At 39.7% G+C, this 15,794-nt stretch carries 14 protein-coding genes and 1 tRNA gene; 8 read left to right on the top strand and 7 right to left on the bottom strand.

Features of this window, described 5'->3' with window-relative positions; translation table 11 throughout:
• Positions 1 to 119 precede the first annotated feature (119 nt).
• Positions 120 to 1,163 (bottom strand): tyrosine-type recombinase/integrase, encoded by a 1,044-nt coding sequence (locus K5R16_RS15660; protein WP_220738487.1) that lies wholly within the window; start codon positions 1,161 to 1,163, stop codon positions 120 to 122.
• A gap of 406 nt (positions 1,164 to 1,569) precedes the next feature.
• On the opposite strand from K5R16_RS15660, the gene K5R16_RS15655 reads away from it, so the two are divergent.
• On the top strand, positions 1,570 to 2,070 hold the full coding sequence (locus K5R16_RS15655) for a hypothetical protein (RefSeq protein WP_220738486.1): 501 nt from the start codon (positions 1,570 to 1,572) through the stop codon (positions 2,068 to 2,070).
• Positions 2,071 to 2,186: 116 nt separating this feature from the next.
• On the opposite strand, the gene K5R16_RS15650 is transcribed toward K5R16_RS15655, so the two are convergent.
• Positions 2,187 to 3,212: an ecdysteroid 22-kinase family protein gene (locus K5R16_RS15650; protein WP_259649904.1), complete on the bottom strand. Its 1,026-nt coding sequence runs from the start codon at positions 3,210 to 3,212 to the stop codon at positions 2,187 to 2,189.
• Between the two features lie 127 nt (positions 3,213 to 3,339).
• On the opposite strand from K5R16_RS15650, the gene K5R16_RS15645 reads away from it, so the two are divergent.
• Entirely contained in the window at positions 3,340 to 3,729 is a 390-nt protein-coding gene (locus K5R16_RS15645; protein ID WP_220738485.1) for a glycine zipper family protein, read from the top strand.
• Between the two features lie 62 nt (positions 3,730 to 3,791).
• On the opposite strand, the gene K5R16_RS15640 is transcribed toward K5R16_RS15645, so the two are convergent.
• The 3 genes from K5R16_RS15640 to K5R16_RS15630 all read right to left on the bottom strand — a co-directional run bounded on the left by K5R16_RS15640 (position 3,792) and on the right by K5R16_RS15630 (position 8,154).
• On the bottom strand, positions 3,792 to 4,289 hold the full coding sequence (locus tag K5R16_RS15640) for a DUF6702 family protein (protein ID WP_220738484.1): 498 nt from the start codon (positions 4,287 to 4,289) through the stop codon (positions 3,792 to 3,794).
• A 3-nt stretch (positions 4,290 to 4,292) separates the two neighbouring features.
• Positions 4,293 to 6,746, bottom strand: coding sequence for a M1 family metallopeptidase (locus tag K5R16_RS15635; RefSeq protein ID WP_259649903.1), 2,454 nt, complete (start codon positions 6,744 to 6,746; stop codon positions 4,293 to 4,295).
• A gap of 349 nt (positions 6,747 to 7,095) precedes the next feature.
• Complete coding sequence (locus K5R16_RS15630) at positions 7,096 to 8,154, bottom strand: hypothetical protein (protein ID WP_220738482.1); 1,059 nt, start codon at positions 8,152 to 8,154, stop codon at positions 7,096 to 7,098.
• Positions 8,155 to 8,439: 285 nt separating this feature from the next.
• Here K5R16_RS15630 and K5R16_RS15625 point away from each other — a divergent pair, with 285 nt between their 5' ends.
• The 4 genes from K5R16_RS15625 to K5R16_RS15610 all read left to right on the top strand — a co-directional run bounded on the left by K5R16_RS15625 (position 8,440) and on the right by K5R16_RS15610 (position 11,139).
• Positions 8,440 to 8,994: a GNAT family N-acetyltransferase gene (locus K5R16_RS15625; protein WP_220738481.1), complete on the top strand. Its 555-nt coding sequence runs from the start codon at positions 8,440 to 8,442 to the stop codon at positions 8,992 to 8,994.
• A 15-nt stretch (positions 8,995 to 9,009) separates the two neighbouring features.
• Positions 9,010 to 10,350 (top strand): FAD-binding oxidoreductase, encoded by a 1,341-nt coding sequence (locus K5R16_RS15620; RefSeq protein ID WP_220738480.1) that lies wholly within the window; start codon positions 9,010 to 9,012, stop codon positions 10,348 to 10,350.
• Between the two features lie 68 nt (positions 10,351 to 10,418).
• Positions 10,419 to 10,694 (top strand): hypothetical protein, encoded by a 276-nt coding sequence (locus tag K5R16_RS15615; RefSeq protein ID WP_020912627.1) that lies wholly within the window; start codon positions 10,419 to 10,421, stop codon positions 10,692 to 10,694.
• A gap of 115 nt (positions 10,695 to 10,809) precedes the next feature.
• Entirely contained in the window at positions 10,810 to 11,139 is a 330-nt protein-coding gene (locus tag K5R16_RS15610; protein ID WP_220738479.1) for a hypothetical protein, read from the top strand.
• 301 nt (positions 11,140 to 11,440) lie between these two features.
• Here the strand turns inward: K5R16_RS15610 and gap are convergent, their stop codons facing one another.
• Together gap and K5R16_RS15600 are read right to left on the bottom strand one after the other, a co-directional pair.
• Complete coding sequence (gap, locus tag K5R16_RS15605; RefSeq protein ID WP_020912629.1) at positions 11,441 to 12,451, bottom strand: type I glyceraldehyde-3-phosphate dehydrogenase; 1,011 nt, start codon at positions 12,449 to 12,451, stop codon at positions 11,441 to 11,443.
• A 216-nt stretch (positions 12,452 to 12,667) separates the two neighbouring features.
• Positions 12,668 to 13,504: a DUF2989 domain-containing protein gene (locus K5R16_RS15600; protein WP_220738478.1), complete on the bottom strand. Its 837-nt coding sequence runs from the start codon at positions 13,502 to 13,504 to the stop codon at positions 12,668 to 12,670.
• A gap of 220 nt (positions 13,505 to 13,724) precedes the next feature.
• Here K5R16_RS15600 and K5R16_RS15595 point away from each other — a divergent pair, with 220 nt between their 5' ends.
• Positions 13,725 to 15,161, top strand: a complete 1,437-nt coding sequence (locus tag K5R16_RS15595) for a glyceraldehyde-3-phosphate dehydrogenase (RefSeq protein ID WP_220738477.1) — start codon at positions 13,725 to 13,727, stop codon at positions 15,159 to 15,161.
• 518 nt (positions 15,162 to 15,679) lie between these two features.
• Positions 15,680 to 15,755: transfer RNA gene (locus K5R16_RS15590), tRNA-Gly, on the top strand.
• Positions 15,756 to 15,794 lie beyond the last annotated feature (39 nt).

Raw genomic sequence — 15,794 nt, 5'->3', positions numbered from 1 at the left:
GTTATATATAATAAATGTATAGTGTATTAAATAATAAAAGGGCGCTCTAAGAGAGTGCCCTTTTTATTTTAAATAATAATAGTTTTCGGTAATCAACAATATTAATACTGCTGAGGCCTCTAATCGTTAGGTTTCAAATAATGATTTAGCGATCTAGGATCGGTATGGCCTGTTCGCCCCATAATGTATAGGTGATCTTTATTATTTTCATGTAGTTGCGTTACACAACCGCTTCTTAAACTGTGTGCACCATAAAACTTAGGATCTAAATCAGCCTTATTACAATAACGCTTTACTAATTGATAAATATCATCACCGCGTAAGAAACCTTTGCCTGAGTTAGCATCTAGTACTTGATAGTCTCTAATATATCTGCCATCTCGAGTTAGTGATCTAAATAAGTGGCCCTCTTTTATTTTTGCGGCATCAATCCAATCTTTTAAAGGTTCGTAAGCTGAAAATATTTCATCTTTTGGCAGCACTTTCCACTCTCTTTGACCTTGCTGATTACTTTTAGAGTAGGGCAGCCTAACTTTGAGTTTGTCTCTTAAAAAGCTCAAATGATTTACTTTTATATTAGCTAATTCTGAACGTCTAAAACCACCTTGAAAACCTAATAAGATAATTGCTTTGTCACGTTTTTTAGTCAGAGCCTGACTTTGGCTTTCAATAGCTTGGATCAATATTTCCAGTTCATCGTACATGATCGGTTGCTGATCATAGTCCGAAACTATTCGATTGTGATTGCGCATAAGTCCGCGCATAACTCGGATAACCAAAGGGTGTTCAGTTGGCGAGGGGGTACCAGATTGAATATGATGAAAGCGAATTGCAGCTAATCGACTATTGATCGTTTGAGTCGATAGCTGGTGGCCACTCTTTGCTTGATAAAAATCTTTTTGATGACCGATAAAAGAAATAACCGTTCTGGGATCGGCAGGGTTTGAGCTTAGCCCATGAGTTTCACAATAAGCTTTAAAAATGCCAAAGCTTGAACGATAAACTCTCCGAGTGTTTTCAGAAATTTCATAGCGGGTTTCTTTGGCTGCACTTTCAAAATCATTAAGCATCGAAATAGGAAGTTCAGCTTCTTGGTAAAAGCCATTGTCGCTGTTATTGCTCGGTACTTTATTGGAAATGGGGCTAATATGTTTTCGACTCATTTCCTAGATTACCTCTTTCTATATCGTTAATTTATGAATTTAGCGCCAATATGAGCAAGATAGTGTATTGATTTATAACAATCTCTACCAGTGATAATCGTCATTATCACTGGTAGAGGTTGAGTTATATACAAGCGCGACAAAAATGAACAGGTTTAGCTGGAATAATGAACGGTACAAGCAATAGATATAAGAATATGCGCCGCTAAAGCACGATTTGGTTTTGAGCGTTAACTTGCCAAACTTAGAACACAACTCTCAGTGGATTAAGAAAATTATTAATATGGTTATACCATTTTAATGGTAGTCTAAAAGAGTCGCGCCAAACACTTGTTTATCTGTGAGTTATTCAATATTATCTACATATAAATGGTTTAACCATACTTTTAAATTAATGACTAAGCTGATGAATAATACGAAGCAAGAGTGGAAATACCATAGTAATAAACCGACAAAGGGACGTAAGCTATTACTGCTTCAAAGAGATGAAATCGTTATAGCGTTACCGCTGATCTTTAGACTCATACCCAGAGAGCAAATTTTAAAGAGACTAGATTGGTTTGAAAGTGGTGCAGAGTCAGAAACAAAATTCCTAAAAATATCAGAGTTACTTTCATTAGTGACTCGAAAGCGAAGTGCGGATCTAAGGAGAGAGTTAGAACAACTAAATTTTTGTTTAAATGAAATGTTTAGCGACTATGGCTGGCGCATGGTCAGAAAGGAGTTAGCACAAATTAAAAAACGCAAAAAGAAATCTCACATAGAATTAAGCAATGATCTCATTCATAGACTCAAAGCCTTTATGTCGATAAAACAACTAGACAGTTTTGATCAAGCGTTAGATTTTTTGCTGAGTGAGTGTGAGCAATTAAAGATTGATGCTAGCAAAGAGGGCGAAACAACTTAAGCTAACCCTGTAGATAAAGTCACTTTAACTATCTTTTGTGTTGTAGCCTCTAGATAGTTAAAGAATACTTACTTTAGTTTGCAGAAAAATTTTGCTGCAGATCGGTCAGCTTAAGCTTAACGACTATGGATTTTGTTAAGTGCAGCCATTGTCCGGTTTTGGCTAAAGCCTGTACGCTTAGTGTGGGTTGGCGCCCAACCAGCAAGAAACCGCTCAAAGTCGGCCCATGTTATATCGATCAGTTCACGCCATTCCGATTCAATTTGATTGCTACAATAGTTGCTGTTTAACTTTTCTATACTTGTCTTGAGGTGGTTAAAATAAACATCGATTAAGGCGTCGAAATGCTGTTCAAGAGTTGTTTCATCTAGACAACTACCCAGAAAATAAATAACGTCCTTCATACCGCATCCGCCACCTACATATTGAAAATCTACCGCAGCTACTTCTGATAAATCATCAGAAAAACAGAAGTTTGCAATTTTTGCATCACCATGGACTAAGGTCTTAAACTGACAGTTATTAAGCTTCGCGTCGAGTAGCGCTGCGGAGCGTTTAAGCTCACTTTCCTCCATGGCGTTATACTCAGTAAGTCGAGTATCTAAATACCAGTAAGTGCCAATCGGCCATAGATTTTTCGGCCAATCCTCAGTAACTTTAGACTGTAAATTAAGTGCATGAAATCTCGCCAGCCATTGTAGACAAGTACCTGCAACGTCAACCGATGCATTTGAAAGTCTGATTGGGTAACCCTCAGCATCTAAATCTGACATAACGATTATTTTAGAATTTGGACATGTATTATCTAGATTTTCCTGGGCAATAAACTTGGGAACAGCACAAGTCGGTTTAATGCTATTGGCCCAATGTTGATAAAACTCCGCCTCAACATTATAGGAGGTTAGCTTTCGTTGATGTGCTGCTGCTCCATCCCATCCTCGTGGGTGTTGTTGGCTAGCCGGCGGTGAGATATGTTTTACAATAAAGCGACCGTAATAACGATTGGATTTATCTGTATTTTCATAGCGGCCAATTTCGCCATAACCTGACCAAAGTAATTGGATTAGTTCAATTTTTTCAAACTGAGTCGTTGCCAAAAGCGTAGACAATCTTTCTTCGAGTTTCACTGCATTTTGTGTCAATTTAACAACCTAATCTAAGCCTTTGTACCATAATTGATAATACTGGTACTTTTACGAGTGTAATGTGTTTTTGCATTCTGTTAGCGTACTTGTCAATTATTGAATTAGAACAGCTAAGGTGCACCCAATGAATAAAAGCATGCTCATGGTTATTTTACTACTGGTTTCATCAAATGTTACGGCAAATATTATTGTAGATAAAACAGGAGTGGATGAAAAAGATTATATCTATGATCTGCACCAATGTACTGAATTATCTACCCAAGTTCAAAAAACAGATAGTAGTAGCAGTGCAGTTGGCAGTGCAGCAAAAGGAGCTGCAATTGGTTCAGCGGGTAAAGCTATCGCCGGTGGTTCAGGAACTGACGGTGCCAAACAAGGTGCAGCAATAGGGCTTGGCCTAGGAGTGTTATCTAATGGCAGAAGTCGCCGCAATGATGCTTCAAAATTTGAAGCTGAACAACAAAATGTGGTTAAAAACTGTATGGTAAATCGTGGTTATGTCGTACTGAATTAAGTTTGATTTGCTCCAAGTGAGCGTAAGGGCTAACACTTTCTTAGTGTTAACCCTTTAATATGTTATTCGGCCAATGACACGCTAAGCCATTGATCGCTATCGTTGAATAGTAAAGACTGTAACTCACCTTTGCCTTCAATATTGACCAAGTTTAACTGGGCTGGCCACAATTCTTGTAACGCTCCGTTTGAAATTGACAGTTCAGTGACATTGCTTGGAATTGCGGTTTCTTGATAGATCCAAATATACTTGCCATCAAGCTCTAATCCAACAAACTTAAGTGGTAGCTGTTTGGAATCATTAATCTCAATTGCAAACTGAGTCTGTACATATTCCGCAAAGCTATTCTGGGTTGCTTTGCTACTTAAAATGTCTGCACTGGGATCAAAAAGATCCCTTACCGCATGCTCAGCATCATGAAGATAAAACTTGTGCATTACTTCTATATTATCAACTCTGTGGTTAAAACTAACGGTAGTGGTTGCCATTTTTTGCTGATGTGCGCTTACCGAAAGTGAGATTAACCCAATGAAAACCGCAATAATTATTGTTAATCTCATATCTTATCCAGCCTTTTCTGAATTAGACTCTTCATCTTCTTCAGTTTTAAGTTCTGTTTTAATATCCTGCATAATATCGCGTTTAACTTTTGCCTTACTTTTCTCTTTTTTATAGGCTTCAATTCTTGATGGAATAATCCTGCGGGGGAAGTAGTTGTTGTTCAAATCAACATCCGCTGTTTGCCAGCTAGGATCAATTTCAACTTCTTTTAGGACTTTGTCTGATACGATGAGTTTATTGACTGACTTTGGACTTCTACGCCAGATCTCTGCAGGAATATTTAGCGCTTCTACACTGCCATCTTCATAAGTCAATTGCAGTAAAATAGGCATCACAAGCCCACCTAGATTTGAAAACTCAAGCACATAATAATTTTTATCTTCTTTAATCGCTCTCTTTATGACGTCACGTTCCCATGGCTCTAACTTCTTAATAAACTTATTGTATTTATTTCTCTCTTTGTTAGTAACTGTATATTCGTCGTTAGATTCATAAAAATCAGTTACATCCGGGTTTAGATCTATCCAGGTTTTAAGCCCTTGCTCTTTGTTTCTCTCTATGGCGATAGGAGTCGGCTTATCCTGCTCCATTTGACGTTCGCGAGCAAAATCAATATCTGGATTTTTAGTATTCATTCTAAGCTTGTAGACTTTGTCGATTGAGATATCAACATGATCCGTGCTGTAAAACCAGCCTCTCCAAAACCAATCTAGGTCAACACCAGATGCTTCTTCCATGGTTCTAAAAAAGTCAGATGGAGTAGGGCGTTTATACTTCCAGCGAGTGGCATACTCTTTAAATGCAAAATCAAAAAGCTCTCGTCCAAGAACAACTTCTCGTAAAATATCTAAAGCGACTGCGGGTTTGGTGTAAGCATTAGGGCCGAGTTTCAATACACTATCAGACTGAGTCATAACCGGCACTTGCACTGTAGATTTCATATATTCAACAATGTCGCGCGGCTCTCTAGCCCAATGAGATTCAGTTTCCCATTCTCTTTTTGCAACGGAGTCTAAAAAGCTATTAAGCCCTTCGTCCATCCATGTCCACTGCCTTTCGTCTGAGTTTACGATCATCGGAAAGTAAATATGGCCAATTTCATGGATAACAACACCTATCAGAAAACGCTTTTCTGACAATGTATAGGTTCTGCTACCATCTTCTTGTAATTCGGTGCGAGGCCCGTTGAAGGTGATCATTGGATATTCCATTCCACCAACGGGACCATTAATAGATTGAGCTGTGGGATATGGGTAATCAAAAGAATACTTTGAATACACCTCCATGGTATGGATGATTGATTCTGTTGAATACTTTTTCCAAAGGTCGCCACCTTCCTTAGGATAAAAAGACATTGCCATGACTAAAGGGCGTTCAGAAGATTGTTGCTGGTAACCTTTAGCATCCCACATAAACTTTCTAGAGGAAGACCATGCAAAATCGCGCACATTTTCAGCTTCAAAGTGCCATGTTTTGGTTTTACTGGTTGCCGCTGACTCATTTTCTAAAGCTTCAGCTTCGGTCACAATGAAAACCGGTCTTTTGCTGGTTTTGGCTTTTTCAAAACGTTTGCGCTGCGTTTTGTTTAATACTGAACTGGCATTGGCTAATTCTCCAGTAGCCGCAACAATATGGTCGGCTGGCACAGTTAATTCAACATCATAATCACCGAACTCCAAGGTGAATTCACCACTGCCTAAGAAAGCTTTATTTGTCCAAGCTTCATAATCTGTGTAGGCGTGTAATCTTGGAAACCATTGTGCAAGTTGAAATATGTCATTGCCGCCATCACGTTCATCGTCGGGGAAGTGCTCGTAGCCACTGCGACCACCAACCGCTTTTTGATCGGTAATGTTAAAAGCGTAGTTGAATTCAAACTCTACGTCTTTACCCGGTTTGAGTGGTTCGAGAAGATCGATTCTCATATTGGTACCGACAATGGTTACTCGAAGAGGAGTGCCATTGACTGTGACTTCACCTATTTGATATCCGACTTCGTTGTCAGCTAAAAACTGTTGACCACGTAATGTTTTTAAACTGATTTTAGTTGGCTTACCATTAACACTGCTAGCAAGTTCAGAAGGACTTGAGAAAGTACGCGTCCGAGTGGCGATAGAATCCGCTTTATAGTAGTTCTGATCTAACTGAAGCCAAAGGTATTTTAGTGTGTCAGGTGAGTTGTTGGTGTAAGTGACAGTTTGCTCGGCTTCAAGACGCCTTTTATCTTCATTTAGAGAGGCCTTAATGTGATAATCGACTTGCTGCTGCCAATACTGATGACCAGGTTCTCCCGCAGCATTGCGATATACGTTTGGCGTCGGTAAGTCCACATCTAGCTGTCGAAACTTATCTTCAAAATCGCCTTTAGATTGTTTTATCGCTGAGGCTTGGACTGGCAAAGCTAAACCAGCTATTACTGCGCACAGTAATATGGATGAATTGTTATTCTTATTCACTGGATACATCTCTTATTATTACAACGACATTGCGTCATTGCTTATTTTAATGGGGTTGTTTTAGAAAATTATACAATAGACTCGATACACTAAGTTAACCCTGTTGCTAAAAGGTTTTTTGGGTTATTACTTATAGGATCTAGCGCTTTATTGGCTTACAAAAGCGAATTAATTGCAGTAATCTTCTTAATGCCAGCATATTATACCGCTATATAACTTATGTTTAGCGTCTTCATTAAACACAAAATACTAACGATTAACAAAGGTTTACAATTTTTACTTTATACCCTTTGAACGGGATATGCCGTTCTAATCATTTGAACCCTTGCTGGTGACTTTAACATTGGGGTCAAAGTGGAAAAGCCGGAGATTGGCACACTTTGACCTCGAAATCATATCCATATGGTTTCGACATATCAGGGCTGATCTCTAGAATTTCATAATCATTAAGTTCAACAATATGAGCATTATCAGAAATAGCGCAGCGCGACTTTCCATCTGCTTCTAATTGATAAGCAAAGTGCGCAATTAATTCCCTTGTTTTTTGAGAATAGAGCGCCCGTAATCGCAATGATTTATTAACACTGGTTTTAATCTCTTGCTCCAAGGAGTCTAACGTCGAGTTGCCTGAATCGTGCTTCTCGTTGTTAGTCGGAGCGCTTTTATCGTCAGTATTTTCTTGCTCTAGAGCATCGACCTCACTCTCACCCACAGAGTCTAGAATAATCTTCTCAAGATCTGCTCCCTCGGTTGATGTCTGTTGGATATTGAGCAACTTGGGGTTATCAAGGTTTTCCTCTATAACCGAATCTACATCGCTTATAAGTGCTAAGTGATAAAGCAAAATACTGGATAGAATGAGGCGAAAAAACATCGTCCACTTCTGATAATGTTGCAAATTAGTAAGGTTAAAGCCGTCGACACCAAACGGTTTTAATAACAACAGAGTAAACAGGTAGAAAGGTACAAAAATTTGAAGCAGTAATAGTGCAATAATGCTGATTGCCAATGTCCATGCGGGCAGATAAAGCAAAATAGCGAAGTTATGGGTATAGCTAAAATGACTCGAAGATACGCCAACAACCTCATTAACGACCGAGGCGGCACCTGCTAACGCAAAGTTAGCAATAACGGCATAGAAAAGTAGTAACACTGCTTTTCCTGCTAGAGAGTGCCATACTCGAGCAAATAGCGGCCAGAATTCAGCGAGTAATCCAACAACCGTTATGGCTGCAACAATGACTAAACTCTTGCTAAAACATAATAAAATAAAGGCAAAAAGATAGAGCTTTTGAACAAAGGTAAGTTTACCAATGAAAGCAAGTAAACCATCATATACTCGGTTGTTCATGTTTATAATATAACGTGCCACATTAAATGTTGGCGCTAAAAGCTTATCTTTAGACACTTAACTTATCCCTGTTCACTATCATATGATGTTTAATCATTGAATTTTTTCTAATAACATAATGGAAATGGACATATAAGTACAAACCTAGCTGCACAATAGATTAAAACGTCAGCGAATTTAATATACTCCCTACACCTAATCGGAAACCAAAAGGTACGAGCAGAACATCCATAAACTGCGCTTTTTTTAAAATTGAACTCGACGATTCTTTCACCGATTCAGAATTTGGTTATGAATATGCTATTGTGCCGATTCACCGTTTTAGGATAAAAATAATAGAATATGATTTTTGAAATTACAGATACTTACTTTGACGAAGTGATTAACCTGGGTAATTTGGTTCATGGTGAAGGTTACTTAGACCGCAGTTCTTTATCAATGATTGTTGAAAAAGGCTCCAAAAACGGCATTAATAGTAGCTTTGTTGCATTAGAATCTGGCAAATTACTCGGTTTTAGGCTGACCTATGCTGCCGAGCAATGGGATATAGATAAATGGTGCTCACCAGACGAATGGTCAGTTCCAACCGAGCATGTCGGTTACTTTAAATGCAATACGGTCGCAGAAGAGGCTCGAGGTAAAGGCTTAGGCGGATTGCTGTTGCAGTCTTCAGTGGCAGCGCTAAAGCGTCAGGGGGCGCGAGCTGGGATAAGCCATCTATGGAAACAAAGCCCAAATAACTCAGCTGTGCGTTACTTTAGTAAAGCAGGTGGCATACTCATCAAAGATCATCCAAATCGATGGAATGATACCAGTGACCACCCCGATTATATTTGCGTGATATGCGGTTCAAACTGCACATGTACCGCCAGTGAAATGTTACTGACCTTTAACTAAAATTATAAGCTTTTTATGAATAGTGAACTATTTGACCCACTTTATAACAGTACGCCTGCAAACCTAAAGCCTTGCCACTCATACTGGGCAAGCACCGCATCATTAGGCGTAGCGAGTCCAATGTTGCCGGGTAATCGAAGTGTTGATGTCGCGGTAATAGGCGGCGGCTATACCGGTTTGTTGAGTGCTTATTATCTAGCAACTGAGCACAACATTGATGTCTGTGTGTTGGAAGCCAACCAAGTCGGCTTTGGTGCATCAGCAAGAAATGCAGGTTTTGTATTAAAGGGCTCAGGAAGACTGGGCTATAAGCAGATGGCATCGAGATGGGATCTCGACACCGCTAAGGGCATTTACAATGAGTTTAGCGAAGCGGTATCTAGAGTCGATGGGCTGATCAACGAGTTTAATATTGATTGCGAACCGCAACAAAAAGGTTATTTAAAAGTAGCGCATAACAAAAAAGCACTAGATCAGCTGCAAAGCGCTGCTGGGTTTATAAAGAAAGAACTTGGAGAAGATGCTGAGTTTATAACGGCTAGCCGCTTTAAAACTGAATTCATGGATCATCAACAAGCCTATGGTGCGTTAAGATTAGCTGATGGTTTTGGTGTTAACCCGTTAAAATTATTGCTAGGTTATAAATCAATGGTGCTAGGAAAGGGCGTTGACCTTTATGAAAACACCTGCGTAACCGAATGGCTTACAGAAGGTAATAAACACCGTCTGATAACCTCTAAAGGGGAAATCACGGCTAACAAGGTCATCACCGCAGGAAACGCCTATACACCAAAGTCGTTCAGTTCAAATATTGATAATCGTTACTTACCGATACTCAGCAATGTGATTGTTACCGAGCCATTATCGGAACAAGAGCTGCATAGCTGTGGCCTCAATACCCATCAGGTGACAATGGATACCCGCATTCTTAAGTATTATTACCGCTTGTTGCCAGATAACAGGCTACTTTTCGGTGGCAGAGGGGCGATTCAAGGCAAAGATGCACATAAGCCTATTTACCAGAAACGATTAAAGTTTGCGCTTGATAAGTGTTTTCCAGCGCTGCAGAATAAGGCTGTCGCTTATAATTGGACTGGTTGGATCGCCGCAGCACTCGATGACATGCCACATGTATATGCCTCTAACGGCGTAGGCTATAGTATGGGGTATTGTGGTTCAGGGGTATCTTTCAGCTCACAAGCAGCGTTCAGGCTAGCTGAACAAATAGCCGGAAGACAAGTTCCAGCTTTACCACTTTATCAACTACCGCTACCTAAATTCCCATTACCGCAACTAAGACGGGTAGGACAGTGGGGCTATTACCATTATGGCTGGTTAAGAGACCGATTTCTTTAGCTAGCTCAATACAGTTCCCGCTGGTTGTGCTACCTTTATAGACTGATTTTTTTATTAGGACGAAGTTCGTGAAAACACCTGTAGACAAGATGCTAAATCAACACCAGCAACTCGTTCACTCTGAAAATGTTTCTGTTTTATCTCATGTTCAACGAGAGAAAGAAGACTGGGTGCTGCATACGGTCATGATAGAAGATTGCGATACCCCGTTTAAGTTTAAACGCCGAAAAAAATATAAGTGCTTAAAAGGTGCCCGAGTCAACATGACTTACTATAGCGCAACAGAAGGCATAGCAGGTTTTGAAATCGATGTGTTCAAAGTGGTACGTATAAAGCGCAGCTAGAATATTAACGTAGATACATACAGTTATGTACACTCACCTGATTAAGCCTAGGTACAGCTAACAAGAAATATAATCTCTTATAGAAAGTGAAAATCTTATTTTATAGAGGTGTTAGATGTATTCAAGTAGACAACTAAACAGGCAACACGCAGGTCTAGCAGCGCAGATAATCATTGATGAAAAACTATCCGTTTTATGTGACTCAGTCCAAACATCAATTAAGCTTACACAGCGAGCATTACTTAAGCGATGTCTAGAGAGTAATCTTATCTCTTCAATGACATTACTAAGTCACAAATCTGAAGCGCTTGAGCTACATCGAGCAATTTTGAGTGCTGAGATAGGTGAAGTTGAACAAAAGATATTATTGGGTTATATCGACCAAAATATTGAAATGATAGACGACTACCTTTGCATGAACCCAAAAGTGCAATCAAAACACTAATATTGATCTAATACCGATGAGTATAAAGATTAGATCGCTCAACGAGAGTTTAGTGGTCTTAGATAAGGCCATTTATCGGTTTATACAATGGCGCGGCGCAGACTTTGCTCTCTATCTAACTACGGCGTGTAAACTTAATGATAACCCTATTATTACTTGCAGAGCCCACAGTCATTATTGCTAACGGCCAACTGAAATTACTTGAATAGCTCTATATAGGTTATTAGCGCTATTGGTTGCATAGCTAGATACAAAAAAGCCCAGCATTGCTGGGCTTTTTTATTTTATGGTATTAGCAAATTTACTTTGCAGACATTAACGCAACAGCGTTATCTAGCATGCGGTTGCTGAAACCCCATTCGTTGTCATACCAAGCCATAACTTTAACTAGACGTCCATTAACGCGAGTTTGAGTCGCATCAAAGTTAGACGAGTACGGGTTATGGTTAAAGTCGATAGAAACCAAAGGTTCATGGTTTACAGCTAGAACTTCACTCAGTGGCGCAACAGAAGCTGCTTTTTCAATGATAGCGTTAATCTCTTCGACTGTCGTGTCGCGAGCAGCTACGAAAGAAAGATCGACCAGTGATACGTTTACTGTTGGTACACGTACTGCTAAACCATCAAACTTACCAGCAAGTTCTGGTACAACGAGGCCCACTGCAGCAGCAGCGCCAGTACGTGTTGGGATCATTGACATTGCAGCAGCACGAGCACGGCGCAAATCAGTATGGTAAACATCTGATAAACGTTGATCGTTAGTGTAAGCATGAATGGTTGTCATTAGACCTGATTCAATACCAATCTCATCATTTAACGGCTTAGCAAATGGTGCTAAACAGTTAGTAGTACAAGAGGCATTAGAAATTACAGTCATGTCGCCAGTAATTTCGTCATTGTTAACACCGTAAACAACCGTTGCATCAACATTCTTACCTGGTGCAGAGATAATGACTTTCTTTGCGCCAGCAGTTAGGTGAGGTTGCACAGACTCTTTAGAAGTGAATATACCTGTACACTCGAAAACAACATCTACATTGAGCTCATCCCATGGAAGTTTCGATGGGTCACGCTCTTGGAATGTAAGGATCTTATCTTCATTAACAAAAATAGCATCGTCAGCGTGCTCAACTTTTGCATTGAAGCGACCATGAACAGAATCATACTTTGTTAGGTGAGCGTTGATTGAAGCGTCGCCTAGATCATTTAACGCAACAATTTTGATAGGGTAGTTCTTTTCGCTTTCATATAGAGCACGTAGAACATTGCGGCCGATACGGCCATAGCCGTTAATTGCAACTCGGATAGTCATCTCATATCCCTCAGGTAAAGTTTAAATAGAATCTGGTAGTAAAATTACCAAACTGACAGCTACCGTCAAGCAATATCGACCAAATAGGCGCGATTCCCTTAACAATTTAGGTAATTTTTTTACATGGATCGCGTATTTCGCTATTTTTCAGCTAAATTAAGAAAATGTTTGTAAGTTGGCAAACATATTGCCGAATACAAACTACACGCGCCATTTTTAATTAACTGCTTGGTCTAAATCCTGCTCCAAGACAATTTTTAGCTTACTTTGCGCATACATTCCAGATTCTAGTACATTAGCCAAATTTTCAGCTTCTTTATCTAACTTTTCCTGCAATATCCTATTTCCTTGGATCATTGCTAACATCTGCTCCTCTACAAAATTAGCATCTGTCATGATGATATTTGTTTTTGATAGCAAATAGTGCATCTCTGGGCGATTTTCGTTTTTATAGAGGGTAGCTAAAGCTAACAACCAATCTGGATCAAATGAGGCTTTGTCGGCGCCTGATAATGTTGCTGCGTACAAACGTTTCGCTTTACTAGGGTTGCTCTTTAAATAATGAGCCGCTAGTTGCGCTTTAAGCCTAATATCTTTAATTAAACCATTCTTCTCTGCGTCGAATAGTACTTTTCCAGCTTCTATATCGTTAAACCTAGACCAATGATAATAAGCCAAATGTGGATCTTGGCTATTTTTGGTTGTTTCTTGCAGTTGAGCCAGTGTCTGAGAGCTTAACCCAAAAGCACGAGCGCGATCGTTTGTGCGCTCAGGATGCAAAATATGCTGCACTCCAGCAGCAAGTTCAATGCACTTGTTGTAATCTTCTAAGTACAATAATTGGTCGAAAAGCTGTTCGCCTTTTGGTGATTCCGTCGTCATTAACAGGTATCTGTTACGGATAAGGTCACCTTTTTCGAATCTGCACCAACTATCTTTATGTAGATCGGAACAAAGTTCAGGATTTTTGTTACAGATCTTCTGTGTATTTGAGGTCGGTTCGCAGCCAAATAGACCAAAAAAGGCCGTAATTCCTAGAAGTGATGTAAACATTACAAATTTTCTACTCAAAACAGGCTCCATGCTGGTTTTTATCTAATTAAATTACATCGTTATATAAAATATCTGACTAGCCTGAAAGGCCAGTTTTCATTACAATAGCGCCGACCAAACGGGGAAAGACACCCTACATAACCTAGATTATTGGTCTTTTCTTTTTGTTACTCAAACATTTCTGGTAAAAAATCAGAAAAGTGAGATAAAGGATCTGTTAATGAGCGCTGATAAACACCTACAAAGCTGGCAAGAACGTTTCGAAATGGCAGAGGCTATGCAGCCTTTACTTGGTAAGTTATATCGTAACCAAGGTGTAGAGGTTGTCGTATACGGTAAACCATTACTTAACGCTTCTACCATCGAAATCATTAAATCACACCGTTTAGTGCGCCGTCATGTCGGTGACAAACTAAGACTACGTGAAAGCTTTCCATTTATCGAAGCTTTAAGCAAGTTAGCGGTAAAACAGTGTAAAGTCGACATTGGAAAACTGGCTGTTAATTACTGGCGTGAATATAAAGATGCGAGCCAAATCGAAGCTTACATGAGCAGCGAATTGTCAGCAGCTATTACACAAGAAGATACTGAAGAAGCAAGAGATGTTGTTCTTTACGGTTTTGGCCGTATTGGACGTCTTCTAGCTCGCTTGTTAATTGAAAGAACGGGTGTAAGCAATAAGCTTAGACTTCGTGCTATCGTACTTCGTGGTGGCCGTAAGGGCGACCTAGAAAAACGCGCAAGCCTACTTCGTCGCGACTCTGTACATGGCCCATTCAATGGTTCAGTAGAAGTCGACGAAGAAAACAATGCAATCATTGCTAACGGTACTTATATTCAAGTCATCTACGCAAACTCTCCAGATGAAGTTGATTACACAAAGTACGGTATATCTAACGCACTAGTGGTAGATAACACGGGTATATGGAAAGATGAAGCTGGACTTGGGTTGCACCTTAAATCGAAGGGCGCAACTAAAGTACTTTTAACTGCTCCAGCTAAAGGCGCAATTAAGAACATCGTTTATGGTGTTAACGAGTCTGACATTCTTGATGAAGATACGATTGTATCTGCAGCAAGCTGTACCACTAACGCCATTACTCCGGTACTTAAAGCTGTTAATGATAAATATGGCATTGTTAATGGTCACGTAGAGACTATTCACTCTTACACTAATGACCAAAACCTTATCGATAACTACCACTCTGCTGATCGTCGCGGTCGTAGTGCACCTTTGAACATGGTAATTACTGAAACTGGCGCAGCTAAAGCCGTTTCTAAAGCATTACCTGTGCTTGAAGGTAAGTTAACAGGTAATGCGATTCGTGTTCCGACACCAAACGTTTCAATGGCAATTATTAGCTTAAACCTTAATGGTGAAACTAATAAGCATGAAATGAATGAATACCTAAAAGATATGGCGCTGCAGTCTGAACTGCAAAATCAAATCGACTTCACTGAATCTACAGAGATCGTGTCTAGTGATTTGGTTGGTTCTCGCTATGCAGGTGTTGTTGATTCTCAAGCAACCATTGCTGACGGTAACCGTACTATTCTTTATGTTTGGTATGACAATGAATTTGGCTATAGCTGCCAGGTCGTTGGCGTGATGCAAAAAATGTTAGGTCTTAACTACCAGTCATTACCACTTGGTTAAGTCTGGATAGCGTGTATACATTTAAAACGCCTCTGTATAGAGGCGTTTTTTATTTTACGCTAAGTTGAGTACTCACTTCAAAGGATTACAACAGCCCTAGGTCTCAAGCACAGCTCTATGACCGACACTAAATTGCCAGCATTATAAAGGGGCTGCATTGGTTTTGGCACTCTCAAAGTCGTTTAGCTGAATATTGAAAGCATTCCACCCGGCAAAAGCAGCGTATTTCAAATCATATGCCTAAAGTTGTACACATAACTTGAATATGTCAGCCTTTACTAAACGAAAATTTTGCACTCTAGTATTATTTAGAAGCACTCAATAACACGGCAGGGCATTGATATTGTGCAACTAACGATCAATAAGAACAAAAAACGTTATCTTTGATGCTTTTAACGTCAAACAGTTATAAAAAGCATTTTTCTCGATTGACTATGCAGAGTAAATCGGTAGAATGCCATTCCGTAGTCAAGGGGAAGCGAACTAAGCAAGAACTTGATTACAGGTTAAATTGAAATGCGACATTAGCTCAGTTGGTAGAGCGATACCTTGCCAAGGTATAGGTCATCGGTTCGAACCCGATATGTCGCTCCAATTTAATATGGCGCGATGGCAGAATGGCTATGCTGCGGA

The organism is Shewanella sp. c952 (assembly GCF_019654975.1).
Classification (GTDB): Bacteria; Pseudomonadota; Gammaproteobacteria; order Enterobacterales; family Shewanellaceae; genus Shewanella.
The sequence above is the reverse complement of the archived record's forward strand: the minus strand, read 5'-3'. Positions and strand labels throughout refer to the sequence as shown.

Coding starts and splice junctions, on each gene's coding strand:
- K5R16_RS15595 (WP_220738477.1), top strand. CDS start 13,725: ATGAGCGCTGATAAACACCTACAAAGCTGGCAAGAACGTTTCGAAATG.
- K5R16_RS15600 (WP_220738478.1), bottom strand. CDS start 13,504: ATGTTTACATCACTTCTAGGAATTACGGCCTTTTTTGGTCTATTTGGC.
- K5R16_RS15660 (WP_220738487.1), bottom strand. CDS start 1,163: ATGAGTCGAAAACATATTAGCCCCATTTCCAATAAAGTACCGAGCAAT.
- K5R16_RS15640 (WP_220738484.1), bottom strand. CDS start 4,289: ATGAGATTAACAATAATTATTGCGGTTTTCATTGGGTTAATCTCACTT.
- K5R16_RS15655 (WP_220738486.1), top strand. CDS start 1,570: ATGAATAATACGAAGCAAGAGTGGAAATACCATAGTAATAAACCGACA.
- gap (WP_020912629.1), bottom strand. CDS start 12,451: ATGACTATCCGAGTTGCAATTAACGGCTATGGCCGTATCGGCCGCAAT.
- K5R16_RS15620 (WP_220738480.1), top strand. CDS start 9,010: ATGAATAGTGAACTATTTGACCCACTTTATAACAGTACGCCTGCAAAC.
- K5R16_RS15625 (WP_220738481.1), top strand. CDS start 8,440: ATGATTTTTGAAATTACAGATACTTACTTTGACGAAGTGATTAACCTG.
- K5R16_RS15610 (WP_220738479.1), top strand. CDS start 10,810: ATGTATTCAAGTAGACAACTAAACAGGCAACACGCAGGTCTAGCAGCG.
- K5R16_RS15645 (WP_220738485.1), top strand. CDS start 3,340: ATGAATAAAAGCATGCTCATGGTTATTTTACTACTGGTTTCATCAAAT.